The 14,548-nt window shown below is 65.8% G+C and carries 14 protein-coding genes; 1 reads left to right on the plus strand and 13 read right to left on the minus strand.

Translation table 11 applies throughout. The features are described 5' to 3' along the window. Positions 1 to 306: 306 nt before the first annotated feature. The 7 genes from AC5RTE_RS08085 to dxr form a co-directional block, all read right to left on the minus strand. On the minus strand, positions 307 to 1,197 hold the full coding sequence (locus AC5RTE_RS08085; protein WP_494041333.1) for a GNAT family N-acetyltransferase: 891 nt from the start codon (positions 1,195 to 1,197) through the stop codon (positions 307 to 309). After that, entirely contained in the window at positions 1,160 to 2,326 is a 1,167-nt protein-coding gene (gene ispG, locus AC5RTE_RS08090) for a flavodoxin-dependent (E)-4-hydroxy-3-methylbut-2-enyl-diphosphate synthase (RefSeq protein ID WP_494040878.1), read from the minus strand. The genes AC5RTE_RS08085 and ispG overlap by 38 nt, the downstream gene beginning before the upstream one ends. A gap of 34 nt (positions 2,327 to 2,360) precedes the next feature. Continuing rightward, positions 2,361 to 2,654 carry a YciI family protein gene (locus AC5RTE_RS08095; protein ID WP_494040879.1) on the minus strand — a complete coding sequence of 98 codons (294 nt, stop codon included), beginning with the start codon at positions 2,652 to 2,654 and terminating at the stop codon, positions 2,361 to 2,363. Between the two features lie 81 nt (positions 2,655 to 2,735). Then, entirely contained in the window at positions 2,736 to 3,248 is a 513-nt protein-coding gene (locus AC5RTE_RS08100; protein ID WP_494040880.1) for a hypothetical protein, read from the minus strand. Continuing rightward, positions 3,245 to 3,922: a MarR family transcriptional regulator gene (locus tag AC5RTE_RS08105; protein WP_494040881.1), complete on the minus strand. Its 678-nt coding sequence runs from the start codon at positions 3,920 to 3,922 to the stop codon at positions 3,245 to 3,247. Before AC5RTE_RS08105 ends, AC5RTE_RS08100 begins: the two co-directional genes overlap by 4 nt. A gap of 129 nt (positions 3,923 to 4,051) precedes the next feature. Beyond that, positions 4,052 to 5,383: a M50 family metallopeptidase gene (locus tag AC5RTE_RS08110; RefSeq protein ID WP_494040882.1), complete on the minus strand. Its 1,332-nt coding sequence runs from the start codon at positions 5,381 to 5,383 to the stop codon at positions 4,052 to 4,054. An 18-nt stretch (positions 5,384 to 5,401) separates the two neighbouring features. Continuing rightward, a complete protein-coding gene (dxr, locus tag AC5RTE_RS08115) occupies positions 5,402 to 6,586 on the minus strand; it encodes a 1-deoxy-D-xylulose-5-phosphate reductoisomerase (protein WP_494040883.1) in 1,185 nt (394 codons plus the stop codon). A 73-nt stretch (positions 6,587 to 6,659) separates the two neighbouring features. On the opposite strand from dxr, the gene AC5RTE_RS08120 reads away from it, so the two are divergent. Beyond that, on the plus strand, positions 6,660 to 8,129 hold the full coding sequence (locus AC5RTE_RS08120; RefSeq protein ID WP_494041334.1) for a lipase maturation factor family protein: 1,470 nt from the start codon (positions 6,660 to 6,662) through the stop codon (positions 8,127 to 8,129). Here the strand turns inward: AC5RTE_RS08120 and AC5RTE_RS08125 are convergent. The 6 genes from AC5RTE_RS08125 to AC5RTE_RS08150 are packed head-to-tail and all read right to left on the minus strand — an operon-like array spanning position 8,126 to position 14,544. Continuing rightward, positions 8,126 to 8,965 carry an HpcH/HpaI aldolase/citrate lyase family protein gene (locus tag AC5RTE_RS08125; protein WP_494040884.1) on the minus strand — a complete coding sequence of 280 codons (840 nt, stop codon included), beginning with the start codon at positions 8,963 to 8,965 and terminating at the stop codon, positions 8,126 to 8,128. The two genes, AC5RTE_RS08120 and AC5RTE_RS08125, sit on opposite strands and share 4 nt — an antisense overlap. Continuing rightward, on the minus strand, positions 8,962 to 9,501 hold the full coding sequence (locus AC5RTE_RS08130) for a MaoC family dehydratase (protein ID WP_494040885.1): 540 nt from the start codon (positions 9,499 to 9,501) through the stop codon (positions 8,962 to 8,964). Before AC5RTE_RS08130 ends, AC5RTE_RS08125 begins: the two co-directional genes overlap by 4 nt. Next, positions 9,498 to 10,271: a CoA transferase subunit B gene (locus AC5RTE_RS08135; protein WP_494040886.1), complete on the minus strand. Its 774-nt coding sequence runs from the start codon at positions 10,269 to 10,271 to the stop codon at positions 9,498 to 9,500. The genes AC5RTE_RS08130 and AC5RTE_RS08135 overlap by 4 nt, the downstream gene beginning before the upstream one ends. A 2-nt stretch (positions 10,272 to 10,273) precedes the next feature. Further along, positions 10,274 to 11,041, minus strand: coding sequence for a CoA transferase subunit A (locus AC5RTE_RS08140; RefSeq protein WP_494040887.1), 768 nt, complete (start codon positions 11,039 to 11,041; stop codon positions 10,274 to 10,276). A gap of 48 nt (positions 11,042 to 11,089) precedes the next feature. Next, positions 11,090 to 12,253, minus strand: coding sequence for an acyl-CoA dehydrogenase family protein (locus AC5RTE_RS08145; RefSeq protein ID WP_494040888.1), 1,164 nt, complete (start codon positions 12,251 to 12,253; stop codon positions 11,090 to 11,092). A 2-nt stretch (positions 12,254 to 12,255) separates the two neighbouring features. After that, positions 12,256 to 14,544: an acetyl/propionyl/methylcrotonyl-CoA carboxylase subunit alpha gene (locus tag AC5RTE_RS08150; protein ID WP_494041335.1), complete on the minus strand. Its 2,289-nt coding sequence runs from the start codon at positions 14,542 to 14,544 to the stop codon at positions 12,256 to 12,258. Between the last annotated feature and the right edge of the window lie 4 nt (positions 14,545 to 14,548).

The raw sequence follows: 14,548 nt of genomic DNA on the forward strand, positions 1-14,548 counted from the left end.
CAGCAGCAGGCCGGGCATTTCGTCTGGGTACTAATCTACCGCCAAGCACAGCAGAGCCACGCCCGGGATACAAAGCCCCTGGCCCCCCAAAGGGCTGGTCATCGCATCCGGGCGTGGCTCAAAGCCGTTACCGCCTAAGTACTGGTGAGGACTGGTGAGACCGCCCACGCCACTCCAGCGCAGCTAAATCGAACCTAAGTGATGGGGCCCACAAATGACAAGTATTCTTTCCATCGGCGTTGATCAGCGTCATGTCCAGGTGCGGCGTAGACCAGCAGGTGAGAATGGGGCGAGTGGCAGGAGAGCCTAGAACAGCACGGTGGCGAACGTGCCCACCTGCCGGAAACCAACCCGCTCGTACGTGGCGCGGGCGCGCACGTTGAATCCGTTGACGTAGAGGCTGGTAATGGGAGCGATTTTCCTTGCCTGCTCCACAACGGCCGCCATGTAGCCGGAGCTGAGGCCCTGGCCGCGGTACAGCGGGTTCATCCAGACGCCCTGGACCTGGGTGACCTCCGAGGTGACGGCACCAAGTTCGGCTTTGAACACCACTTCATGGGCGTCGTTAAGGTGAACGAGGGAATGGCCTTGGCGGATCAGGCCTTCCACCCGCCGGCTGTAGAACTCCCTGCCGCCAAGGAAGGGGGAATAGCCCACTTCCTCCTCGAACATGGCCGCGCAGGCAGGAAGGATGCGGTCAAAATCGGCGAGGTTTCCCAGACCGAGGCCGGGATCGGGCTGGATCGACGGCGGACCTTCAATAGTCATCAGGGGCTGCTCGGCGCGAACCTCGTGCGCCCGGTGGCCCAGTTCCACAAGTTCGGCATGGAGGGCAAGGACCGACTCGGCAGGACCGAAGGCGGAGGCGTAGCGGCGTCCGGACCCATTGGCTGCCCGCGCAACGGCCCCGGCAAAATCGGGGTCCAGCTGGACCGGAACCAGGTTGGCCCCAGCCCAGCACGCTCCTACCAGCACGCCGTCGTCGAAGACGCCAATGACGCCGGCGCCGCCGCTGGTGGGAGCGGCGGTACCGGAAGCACGCAGGTGCGCAAGGATGAAGACGTTGGTTACCGGATCCTGCTGCGCCAGCATCCGGAGCGCGGCAGTATCCGTTCCGTCCAGCGTGCGGACAGAAATCCCCGGGGGGTCGGGTGCGTCCTTACGAGACGCTAACCACGGGGCTACCCTTGACAGCATCTTCGCCATCGGCCTCCCCCATCTCTTCCGCGATCCGCATGGCCTCTTCGATCAGTGTCTCAACAATCTGGCTCTCGGGCACAGTCTTGATGACTTCGCCCTTCACAAAAATCTGGCCCTTGCCGTTGCCGGAAGCCACGCCAAGATCAGCTTCGCGGGCCTCACCGGGACCGTTCACCACGCAACCCATGACGGCCACCCGCAGCGGAATCTCCATGCCTTCGAGTCCTGCCGTGACCTGCTCAGCGAGCGTGTACACATCCACCTGTGCGCGGCCGCAGGACGGACAGGAAACGATTTCGAGCTTCCGCGGACGCAGGTTGAGGGACTGGAGAATCTGGTTGCCCACCTTGATCTCCTCCACCGGCGGAGCCGAGAGGGAAACGCGGATGGTGTCACCGATCCCCCGGGACAGGAGTGCGCCGAAGGCGGTGGCTGACTTGATGGTTCCCTGGAACGCCGGGCCGGCCTCGGTGACGCCAAGGTGCAGCGGCCAGTCGCCCTTCTCCGCCAGCATCTCGTACGCCGCCACCATGATCACCGGATCGTTGTGCTTGACGGAGATTTTGAAGTCGTGGAAGCCGTGCTCCTCGAACAGGGAGGCTTCCCAGACGGCGGATTCCACCAGTGCCTCCGGTGTGGCCTTGCCGTACTTCTTCAGGATGCCCGGTTCCAGCGAACCGGCGTTGACGCCGATCCTGATGGAGGTGCCATGGTCCCGGGCGGCCGCCGCGATTTCCTTGACCTGGTCGTCGAACTTGCGGATGTTGCCCGGGTTCACACGCACGGCGGCGCAACCGGCCTCAATCGCCGCGAAGACGTACTTGGGCTGGAAGTGGATGTCCGCGATGACCGGAATCTGCGACTTCCTGGCGATGATGGGCAATGCCTCGGCGTCATCGGCGGAAGGGCAGGCCACGCGCACAATGTCACAGCCGGACGCCGTGAGTTCCGCAATCTGCTGCAGGGTGGCGTTGATGTCCGTGGTGGGGGTTGTGGTCATGGACTGCACGCTGATGGGGAAGTCTGAGCCTACCCCTACTGAACCGACCTTGATCTGGCGGGTCTTACGGCGGGGGGCGAGGACGGGCGGCGGTGCTGACGGCATTCCCAGGCTGACCGAGGTCACGTGGACTCCTAGAGTTGAAAGGGTTTCGAAGCGGCTACGCGGTGAGGCCGGCGAGCACGCCGATGATGGGCGACCACTCCGTGATGCGGGTCCCGGCGATGACTCCGGCGGCGGCAAAGGGATCCTGCTTGAGGATTGAATTCAGGGCGGCTTCGTCTGCGGTCTTGAAAATCAGCAGCGCTCCGGCGCCGTCGCCGTACGGACCGCTGGCAAGGACGACACCATCCTGCGCAAGGCCCGCCAGCCATTCGCGGTGGGCTGGCCTGGCCTCGTTGCGGGCTTCGGTGGAATCGGCGGCGTAAACGTACTCAACGGCAAAAACTGTCATACCGCTACCCTATCGCCCCGCCTGCCCCAGCACCCATCCGGGAGCCCTGCCGGGCCGACGGGACTGCACAGTGCGCACGCCTCAGGAAAGGAACAGCACTTTAACCACCGCCGCCGTTCCGGCAGCCCACAGCATGGAGGTCAGTGTTCCGATGATGAAGCGTTCGGCTGCCACGGGCGTTTCCTTCAGCTCCGCGAACCTGCCCAGGCCCTTAATGGCCACGATGTAGGCGATGGCCACAGGTTGGCCGGTGAGGATTGCCAGGCACACGCCGAGCCGCTCCAGTACTCCAATAATTGCTCCGCCGCGGAGGATGCGCTGGCTGGAAACAGGGGGCATCCCAGCTGAAGCACCCGGTGACGGGGCGGCGGCTGCCGCTGTGAGCTCCCCGTCCACGTTTCGGGTTCCGGCACGGGGCGGGTCCACTGTCACGTCCGCGGCCGGGTCCTCGGTTGCCCTGCTGGCCTCCTCCGCAGCTCTGGCGGCATCGGCTTTGTCGTCGATGGTTCTGGCTACCCGGAACACCAGGGCGGTCACCGGCCAACCGGCGAAACCGGCCACGAGCAGCGCGGCCGTAACCCACAGTGCGGTCACTGGGCTGCCTCATTCCTGGTATGGACAGCCTGGAAGTGGGCGTGGTCCAAAAGCATCGCTGCTGCCGGCCTGGCTGCCCATTCTTCCTGCCAGCCGGAGCGAAGGACCGCCCGGCTCACCGATTGCTCCGTTATCCCCAACGAGTGGGCAACCTGCTTCTGGCTGCCATGCCGGCCCTCGCCGTCCTGGATCTCGCGCAGCCGGTCCACCACCCGCCACTGCGCCTCCGTGCGCTGCTGCACAACCCTTCCGATCAGGCGCAGCACCGCCTGGGCGTTTGCGCTGGCCATGGCACCTTCCTTTCCCTGGGACGGGAGGTCCCCACGGCCCATAATGCCCGCTACCACTGACAACGGAACCTGGCCCGCTGCACTTTTCGCCAGTTCCACAGCTTTGCGCGCTGCCACAAAGCCGCTGCCTGATCCCTCCCTGGGGCTGTTCCCCGGCGCCAGCTGTACGTTGCCTATCCCAATCCCGACGTACCAGTGGCCACTCCGAAGCGCGTGGAGTGCTATATCCACCACCTCTGCGGCGTTCTCCACAACGCCCTGGAGTTCGTCACCAACCGAGCGTTCGAAGGGTGCCGGCGTGAGGGTTCGGAGCGCGGAGATCAGGTCAGGGACCCGGTCGCGGTCCGAAGAGCTGCCGCGCTGGTCAATGGTCAGAACGTACATGCCATGACCCTAGACACCGGGCGGCACATAATCAATCGGTAATAGCTGATTATCCAATATCAGCCGTCAGAGGCTGATGAAAGCGAATCACCCTTAGCCGGTTTACACCTCGCGCAAGGCGCTCGAAGGTCAGCCGAAGAGGTTGACGGGTTTGACGATGTCGGCGTAGATGAGGAGCGCGCTCATGCCCATCAGCAGGGCGGCCACCACATACGTCACGGGGAGCAGCCTGGCAATGTCAAAGGCGCCTGGGTCAGGCTTGCCGAACAGTTTGGCCACCTGGCGCCGGGCCCCTTCGTAGAGCGCACCGGCTACGTGACCGCCGTCCAGCGGCAATAGCGGGATCAGGTTGAAGACCGCCAGGGCGAAGTTCAGCCCGGCCAGCAGTCCCACCAGGGTGGCCACCCGGGACTGTACGGGGATCTCCTCCATGGCAGCCACTTCACCGGCCACCCGGCCCACACCCACAACGCTGATGGGGCCGTTGGGGTCGCGGGGCTCCTCGCTGAAGGCGGCTTTCGCCACGCCTACCACCCGGGCGGGGAGGTTGAAGACCACTCCTGCCACCTGCCGGATGTTTTCGCCGGCCATGGGCAGAACGGACGACGCCGGCTGGGGCACCAGTTCTGTCTGCGCGCCAATGCCCAGGAAGCCGACGTCCTGGTAAAGGAGGGTGCCGGCGTCGTCCGTCGCCTGCCGGCCATCCGCACCGATGATGGGCCTGGCCGACAGTACCGGCGTCACGGTGGTGGAAACCGGGGCACCGTCCCGCTCCACCGTAATGGCTACTTCACGCCCTGCCGAAGCCCGGATCCATTCAGTCAACTGGTCCCAGCTGGTAACGGCTTTCCCGTCAAAGGAAGTGATGGTGTCGTTGGGTTTCAGGCCTGCGGCCGCGGCCGGCGTAAGCTGGCAGTCCGCTGAATCCGGGTCAACGGTTTCGCCCGCCGCCACCTGGCATTTGGAGACGTCCGAGATGGTGGTGGTGGCCGTCGCCATGCCAAAGCCCATCAGCAGGACAGCGGTCAGCACCACGCCGAGGACCATGTTCATGGCCGGGCCGCCCAGCATCACGATGATCTTTTTCCATACGGGAAGCCGGTAAAACACCCGGTTTTCATCACCCGGGCCAACTTCCTCCTGGGCGGCGGACCGTGCTTCCGTTGCCAGCGTCTGGAACATTCCCGTGCTGGAGGGCCTGACGGATCCGTCCTCCTGGTTGGGCGGGTACATCCCGATCATGGAGACGTAACCGCCCAGCGGAATGGCCTTCACGCCGTACTCCGTCTCGCCTTTCCGCCGTGACCAGAGTGTGGGGCCAAACCCGATCATGTACTTGGTGACGCGGACCCTGAAGAGCTTGGCGGGCACGAGGTGGCCCACTTCGTGGAGCGCGATGGAGGCAGCGATGCCGATGGCCACAAAGACGACACCGAGGATAAAGAGGAAAACGGGGGTCATGGAGGTACTTGCTGCTTCCTAGAGACTGCTGACTGCTAAACGTTCATTGGCGCGTGCGCGTGCCCAGCTTTCAGCATCCAGCACAGTTTCCACTGTCAGCCCGGAGGAGCCTGAATGTTCGCTGAGGACGGCGGCCACGGTGTCCACAATGTCCGTGAACCTGATCCGGCCGGCATGGAAGGCCGTCACGGCTTCCTCGTTGGCGGCGTTAAACACGGCGGGAAAGGTGCTGCCCCGTTTGGCCGCGTCCTTGGCAAGGTCAACGGCAGGGAAGGCAGCCACGTCCAGGGGCTCGAAAGTCCACGTGGACGCCTGGGTCCAGTCGCAGGCCGCGGCGGCGTTGGGCACCCTGTCCGGCCAGCCCAGCCCCAGGGCGATCGGGAGGCGCATGTCCGGCGGGGACGCCTGGGCAATGATCGACCCGTCGATGAACTGGACCATGGAGTGAACCACGGACTGGGGATGCACCACCACATCGATCCGTTCCAGCGGCACGTCGAACAGCAGGTGTGCCTCTATCACTTCCAGTCCCTTGTTGACGAGGGTGGCAGAGTTGGTGGTGACCATGACGCCCATGTCCCAGGTGGGGTGTGCCAGTGCCTCGTGCGGAGCGACATCATGGAGTTCCGCCCTGGTCCTGCCGCGGAAAGGGCCGCCCGAGGCTGTGAGGATGAGTTTGTCCACCTCGGCCGCCGACCCCGAGCGCAGGCACTGGGCGATAGCCGAGTGCTCGGAGTCCACGGGGACAATCTGGCCTTCCCGTGCCGCCGCTTTCACCAGAGAGCCGCCGACAATAAGCGATTCCTTGTTGGCGAGGGCGAGGGTGGCGCCTGACTTGAGGGCCGCCAAAGTCGGTGCCAGGCCGATGGAACCGGTGATTCCGTTAAGCACCACGTCTGCCTGGACCTCTGCGATCCGGGTGGATGCATCCGGTCCTGCGACGATCTCCGGCCGGTAGCCGTGCCTGCCGGCCGCGGCGGCGGCCTCCCCGATCAACAGTGCGAGGCGTCGGGGGTCGCCGCCGGCAATGCCCACAGCCGCGGCTCCCGTGTTCACCGCCTGCTGCGCGAGGAGCTCCAGGTTGCCTCCCCCGGCACTGAGTGCCACCACCTCGAAAAGATGCGGGGCGCCGTCGACGACGTCAATCGCCTGGGTGCCGATGGAGCCGGTGGATCCAAGGAGGGCGATCTTGCGTGGCTGCATTGCTTAAGTATTGCGCACCATCCTTGGCCCGCTGCGCCTTGACCCCGGGGTGGCCGGGCGTAACGTGGACTCCGTGGACTGGCTCTCGTGGTTTGATGCGCCGGAATACGAGTTCGCCCGGCAGGTGCTGCAGCGCGGCGTGGCAGCACTGTATTTCGTTGCGTTCCTGTCCTCACTGAACCAGTTCCCCGCGCTGCTGGGCGAGCGGGGCCTCCTTCCGGCGCCTGAGTACCTGTCCGGTTTCAGCCGTTTGCGCCGGCCCACCCTATTCCGCTGGCGGTACTCGGACCGGCTGCTGCGCTGGGTCTGCGCGGCAGGGCTTGTGGTGTCGGCGCTGCTGGTGGCGGGCATCCCGCAGCAGGGTCCGCCTTGGGTTCCCCTCATTGCGTTCCTGAGCCTGTGGCTGCTCTACATGTCCATTGTGAACGTGGGCCAGACCTTCTACGGATTCGGCTGGGAGATGCTGCTCCTCGAGGCGGGCTTCACCGTGGCCTTCCTGGGGTCGGACCAGACCGACCCGCCGCGCACCATCCTGATCCTGATCGTGTGGCTGGTGTTCCGGCTCGAGTTTGGCGCCGGCATGATCAAGATCCGCGGCGGCCGTGAATGGCGCGACCTCACCGCCCTGTACTACCACCACGAAACCCAGCCCATGCCGGGGCCAATGAGCCGGCAGGCGCATCTGCTACCCAAACCGCTCCACAAAGTTGAAGTCCTCGGCAACCATTTCGCCCAGCTGGTGGTGCCCTTTTTCCTGTTCGCGCCGCAGCCGGTGGCCAGCGTCGCGGCGGCGGTGGTCGTCCTCACCCAGCTGTGGCTGGTGGCCACCGGCAACTTCGCCTGGCTGAACTGGATCGCCATTGTGCTGGCGTTCGCCGCGGTGAGCGACCCGGTGGCGCATGCTGTCCTGCCGGTCATCCCGCTGGACTGGCACGGCGAAGCCGCCGCGGGCAGGGAGACACCGCTGTGGTGGCTGGTCATCACGCTGGCCGTCACCCTTTTGCTGCTGGTGCTCAGCTACTGGCCCCTGCGCAACCTGTTCTCCAGCCGGCAGCTCATGAACGCCAGCTTCAACCGGTGGCAGCTGGTCAACACCTACGGTGCGTTCGGTTCAGTAACCAGGAAGCGCATCGAGATCGTGGTGGAAGGCACGCTGGAGGAGGACCCGGACAGCTCCGCCAAGTGGCAGGAGTACGGCTTCAAGGGCAAGCCGGGCGATGTCCGCAGGGTGCCGCGCCAGTGGGCGCCGTACCACCTCCGGCTGGACTGGCTGATGTGGTTCCTGCCGCTGCGGAGCGTCCATGAGGAGTGGTTCTACGCTTTCCTCGGCAAACTGCTGGAAGCGGACCGCCCCACGCTGCGGCTGCTTCGCCAGGACCCGTTCGACGGCGTGCCGCCGCACTGGGTGCGCGTCCGCAGCTACCACTACCGGTTTGCGACGCGTCAGGAATTCCGGGAGACCGGGGACCGGTGGGTGCGGACGTTGCTCCACGAGCCGATTCCCCCGGTTTCGCTGCGGAATTCGAGCGGACGCAAACGTTAGGCGTGCTCCCCTGCACGGCGGATAACTGCCTCGGCGTGCCGGAGGATGGGCCCGTCAACCATGTGGCCGTTGTATTGGAAAACGCCCTGTCCTGCCGCCGCCGCGGCCTGGAGCAGCGCTGCGGCAGCCGAGACCTCCGCTTCCGAGGGCGCATAGGTCCCCCGCACCACTGCTGCCTGGCTGGGATGGATGCATGCCTTGGAACCGAAGCCTGACGCCACCGCATCCGCCGCTTCCGCCGCCAGGCCCTCCAGGTCCGGAATGTTGGTGTAGACGGCGTCCACCGCTTCCTTGCCGAAGGCCCGTGCGGCGAGCAGGACTGAGGACCGGGCGTGGAGCGCGACGGCCCGGTAGCCGCCATCGTCCGTCCTGCTGGAGGTCCCGCCCAGTGACGCCAGCAGGTCCTCAGCTCCCCACATCAGGGCCACTACGTTGGGGGCCGCGGCGATTGCCGGGGCGTTGAGGACGCCGGCGGCCGTTTCACACAGTGCAATCACCTGGTAGCGGGCCAGGGCATCCACCTGCGCGGTGCTCTCGGCTTTCGCGAGCATCACGGTTTTGTAGGGCGTGTGGGCCAGGCAGTGCAGGTCCTTCTCGAATTCTTCGCTCCCGGCAGGGTTTACCCGGATAATGGTCCGGCTCGGGTCCAGCTCGGGCACGTCGCCGGCAGCACCGAGCTGCGCAAGGATGGCACCGCGGGCGCGTTGTTTGTCCGCCGGGGCGACGGCGTCCTCAAGGTCCAGAATGACGGCGTCGGCGCGGGTGGCGGCTTTCTGGTAGCGCTCAGGCCGGTCCGCCGGGCAGAAAAGCAGGGCAGGTCCCATCACAAAGGTCATACCGGTATTGTCCCCTCTCCCGGGCCGGGCTGCCGGGCGTGCGCGTCCCGCATCCACATCAGGCAACTGCGCTTCGCCAGTGCAACCACGGTGCCGTCCTGGTTGCGGCCGGTGTGTTCCATGCTGACGATGCCCTGGCCGGGGCGGGATGACGAGAGCCGTTTCCCGGCGATCACCGTCTCGGTGTAAAGGGTGTCGCCGTGGTACAGCGGGTGCGGGAAGGAGACGTCGGTGAGGCCCAGTTGGGCGATGATGGTGCCCTGGGTGAGCTGGGAAACGGACTGGCCCACCATGGTGGCGAGGGTGAACATGGAGTTCACCAGCCGCTGGCCGAAAGGCTGGCCTGCGCTCCAGGCAGCGTCGAGGTGCAGCGCCTGGGTGTTCATTGTCAGCGTGGTGAACAGGACGTTGTCCGCTTCCGTGACGGTCCGGCCGGGACGGTGGGCGTACAGCACGCCCTCCTCCAGCTCATCGAAGTACAGTCCGCGCTGCTCGATCTGGCGCAGCCCGTCGCCGGAATTCCTGCCGCCCCTCATACAGTCAGTTCCCGGTCTTCCTCGAAAAGCTCGGCACCGGTGGCCGCTGCCACGTCCTCCACGGAAACGTTGGGCGCCAGTTCCCGGAGTACCAGGCGCGGGCCCGCTGAGTCGGTGACGACGTCGATGACTGCCAGGTCCGTGATGATCCGGTCCACGCAGCCTTTGCCCGTCAGGGGCAGGGAGCACTGCCGGACGATCTTCGGGTTCCCGTTGCGGTCCACGTGCTCCATCATCACGATGACCTTCTTGGCGCCGAACACCAGGTCCATGGCCCCGCCCATTCCCTTGACCATCTTGCCCGGAATCATCCAGTTGGCGAGATCGCCGTTCTCGGCCACCTCCATGGCACCGAGTACGGCGACATCCACGTGCCCGCCGCGGATCATTCCGAAGGAAGTCGCCGAGTCGAAGAAGGCAGCCCCCTTGTTGACCGTGACAGTTTCCTTGCCGGCGTTGATCAGGTCCGGGTCTACGGCATCCTCCGCCGGATAAGGTCCGACGCCGAGAATCCCGTTTTCGGAATGGAGCACCACTTCCACCCCGGCAGGGATGTAGTTGGGAATGAGGGTTGGCATGCCGATGCCCAGGTTGACGTACTGGCCGTTGCTGAGCTCCCGGGCCACCCGGGCGGCCAGTTCGTTCCGCGTCCAGCCCTTGGTTTGGGACGTGTCCCGTCCGTCGCCCGGGGCGTCGTGTTGGGAGGCTGCGCGGCGGTACTCCGGACGTACGCCTTCAGGCCGTGGCGCGTAGGGGCTGTTCGGGTCCATGGTTAGGCTCCTGCCTGCTGGTTGAGGGCGACGGTCCGCTTTTCAATCCGCTTTTCGGCGTCCGGGGCCAGCACTACCCGCTGGACGAAAATCCCCGGTGTGTGGATGTGTTCGGGGTCCAGCTCGCCCGGTTCCACCAGTTCCTCCACCTCCGCGATGGTGATCCGCCCGGCCATGGCGCACAGCGGGTTGAAATTCATGGCGGTGGCGTGGAAGACCAGGTTTCCGTGGCGGTCGCCCTTCCAGGCGTGGACCAGGCCAAAGTCCGGGGTCAGGGCCTCCTCCAGCACGTAATCGACCCCGGCGAAGGTGCGCACCTCCTTCGGGGCCGAAGCGATGGCAATCCCGCCGTGGGCGTCGTATTTCTGCGGCAGGCCGCCGTCGGACACCTGGGTGCCTACGCCGGCCTTGGTGAAAAAGGCCGGGATGCCCGCACCGCCTGCCCGGAGTTTCTCTGCAAGGGTGCCCTGCGGAGTGAGCACCACCTCAAGCTCACCGGCCAGGTACTGGCGGGCGAACTCCTTGTTCTCGCCGACGTAGGAGCTGATGGTCCGGCGGATCCGGCCGTCCCGAAGCAGTATGCCCAGGCCCCAGTCGTCCACGCCGCAGTTGTTGCTCACCGTTTCCAGCTCCGTTGTTCCGGCCCGGTGCAGCGCGTCAATCAGGGACACCGGGATGCCGCACAAACCGAAGCCCCCCACCGCCAGGGAGGCGCCGTCCGGGATGTCCGCTACAGCCTCCTCTGCGGTGGCAACAACCTTATCTATCATCGGTGATCCTTTCAGGCCGACTCGGTTCCATGGGGCAAGCGCCCGGTACTACAGACCCAGTTCGCGGGCAATCAGCATCAACTGGACCTCCGTGGTGCCCTCCCCCACCTCAAGGATCTTGGAGTCGCGGTAATGGCGTGCCACGGTGAACTCATTGATGAAGCCATAGCCGCCGAACACCTGGGTGGCATCCCGCGCGTTGTCCATGGCCGCCTCGCCTGCGACCATCTTAGCGATGGCCGCCTGGGTCTTGAACGGCTTTCCGGCCAGCATGCGGAACGCCGCGTCGTAGTAAGCCAGGCGGGCGGTATGGGCCCTTGCCTCCATGCGGGCGATCTTGAATGAGATCGCCTGGTACTTGCCGATCTGGTTGCCGAAGGCGCTCCGTTCCTTCGCGTACTTGACCGACAGATCCACGCAGCCCTGGGCGGCGCCGGTGGCCAGCGCCGCAATCGCGATGCGGCCCTCATCGAGGATGGACAGGAAGTTGGCGTAGCCGCGGCCCTCCACCCCCAGCAGGTTTGACTCCGGGACACGCACGTCCCTCAGCGTCAGCGGGTGGGTGTCCGAGGCGTTCCAGCCCACCTTGTTGTACGGCTTCTCCGCTTTGAAGCCTTCCGTGTCCGTGGGAACCAGGATGGTGGAAATTTCCTTTTGGATGCTGCCGTCCGCGCGTTCCTTCTGTCCGGTGACGGCCGTGACCGTGACAAGCCGGGTGATGTCCGTGCCGGAGTTGGTGATGAACTCCTTGTTGCCGTTAATCACCCATTGCCCTGCCTCACGCCGGGCGGAGGTCTTGGTGCCGCCGGCGTCGGATCCCGCCTCCGGTTCGGTCAGGCCGAAGCCCGCGAGCGCCTGGCCGGACGCCAGCAGGGGCAGCCACTCCTGCTTCTGTTCCCCGGTTCCGAAGCGGTAGATCGGCATGGCACCGAGGGATACGCCCGCCTCGAGGGTGATGGCTACGGACTGGTCCACCCGGCCCAGCTGCTCCAGTGCCAGGGCAAGGGCGAAGTAGTCCCCGCCCATGCCGCCGAATTCCTCGGGGAAGGGCAGTCCGAACAGCCCCATTTCCGCCATCTGCTTCACTACCCCGTAGGGGAAGCTGTGCTCTTCGTCGTGCTTGGCCGACACCGGGGCAACCACGTTGTCCGCGAAGTCCCGGACGGTGTCGCTGAGGTCCTGGTATTCCTCGCTGAGTTCAAAACCTGCCATGTCTAGGCTCCTTTGCCATCTGAAGGGGTGTCGTGTGGCTGTTCTGCGGCGGCCTCCGTGTGGGTGGCGTGGATGGTGGCCAGGACCTGGTCTGCTTTGACGGGGTCGCCCGGCCGGATACTGAGGTGGACCGTTCCGTCCAGCGGTGCCAGCAAATGGTGTTCCATCTTCATCGCCTCCACCGACGCCAGCACCTGCCCGGCCACCACGGCCTCTCCGTCGCTGACCGCAACGGACACCACGGTTCCCGGCATCGGGGAGCGGACGGCGGGATCGGCGGCGCCCTCCTCCCGGTGGACAGCTGCCAGGACCCGTTCCAGCCGTGACTCACGGGTGAGTATTTCCAGCCGGCAGGACCAGCCTTCGTTGCCCAGGAACAGTTCCGCCGGTACCCCTGCAACCGGGTGGTCATTGTTAGGTGTCACCGGCCCACGGAAGACCGGTGCGACGGCGTAGGTGGTGCTCTGGCCGTCGAGGGTCAGCACGGCGGCGCGGGGGGAAAGGTACTCCAGCCGCGCCGGTCGTGCGGGCCCGCTGTCCACAGCCACGAGGACGGTGCCGCCGGGGGTCCTGCCTCCCGCGGTCACGGTGCCAAACGCAGTACCGTCTGTTGATGCGCCGCTAATGCTTACTGTTGCAACGCCGCCGTCGGGCGTTCCCAAACTGATGCGGCGGGGTGCAGGTGCTCCCAGCCGCCAGCCATTGCGTGCTTGCCAGAGGCCGGGCGCGGGGGGCGTATTGTTCTGTGCCTCGGCACCGATGGTGAAGAGTGCCGCCGCCACCAGTTCGGCGTCGGCGACCCGGCGGAAGGTCAGCTTGGGCAGTTTGCGCTCTATCAGTCCGGTATCGAGGCGGCCGGCGCGGACGTCGGGATCATTGATCAGCAACCGCAGGTACTCCACATTGGTGTCCAGTCCCAGTGCGGTATAGCCTGCCAGGGCGGTATCAAGGGCGGCCAGGGCGGCCGCGCGGTCCTCGCCCCAGGCGATGAGCTTGGACATCATGGGGTCGTAGCTGGCCGAGAGCTCCAGCCCCTCCACCAGGGACGAGTCCACCCGCACTAGGCCGTTGCCGGCAGTGACCTGGGTTTGGGAAGGGGCGCTTGGGCGCCTTGGCCCGCCGGGCAGTTCGTCCAGCAGGAGCAACGTGCCTGTGGACGGAAGGAAGTTCTTCTCGGGCACCTCGGCGTAGATCCGGGCTTCCACTGCGTGACCGTTAAGTCCGACGTCGGCCTGCCGGACGGTGAGTTCCTCGCCCGCGGCGATCCGCACCTGCCACTCGACGAGGTCGATGCCGGTGACCATCTCGGTGACTGGGTGCTCCACCTGCAGCCGTGTGTTCATCTCCATGAAGTAGAACTCCTCCGGCGAATCGTCGGAGACGAGGAACTCCACTGTTCCGGCGCCGCTGTAGTTGACGCTGCGGGCTGCGTTGCACGCGGCTTCGCCGAGGCGGGCACGGATGGCGGCGCCTGCCGGGAGTGCTTCAAGCAGCGGTGAAGGAGCCTCTTCGATAACCTTTTGGTGCCGCCGCTGCAACGAGCATTCGCGCTCGCCGAGGTGGATGACGTTGCCGTGGTTGTCGGCCAGGACCTGCACCTCGATGTGCCGCGGGGTGGACACCAGGCGCTCCAGGAACAGGGTGTCGTCGCCGAAGGCACTTGCCGCCACCCTTCGCGCCGTGGCCAGTACCGGCACCAGGTCTTCCTGGCGTTCCACCACGTGCATGCCTTTGCCGCCCCCGCCCGCTGAGGGTTTGATCAGGAGGGGAAACCCCACGGCCCCGGCAGCCTGTGCCAGTTGGTGGTTGGTCATTCCCGGTTGGGCAACCCCGGGGACCACGGGAACGCCGTATCCGGCCACGTGGTTCTTGGACCGGATCTTGTCCCCCATCACATTCAGGGCCTCCACACCGGGTCCGATGAAGGTAATGCCTGCCTGGTCCAGTGCGCGGGCAAAGTCCACGTTCTCGCTGAGGAAGCCATAGCCCGGGTGCACTGCTTCGGCCCCTGTCTTGCGGCACGCCTCGATAATGGCTTCGATCTTCAGGTAGCTCTCGGTGGCAGCGGCCGGGCCAATCCGGACGGCAGTGTCAGCTTCGCGGACGTGCCGGGCGCCGGCGTCGGCATCGCTGTACACCGCGACTGACCGGATACCCAGGGCGCGCAGCGTCCGGATGACGCGGCTTGCGATCTCGCCGCGGTTGGCCACGAGGACGGCGCCGAAGAGTGCATCCTGTTTTGGCGGTGCCGTGGCGGATGTTTCCGCGCGGGCGGCCGGCGATAGTGGCATGGTC

The organism is Arthrobacter sp. K41, assembly GCF_059089645.1.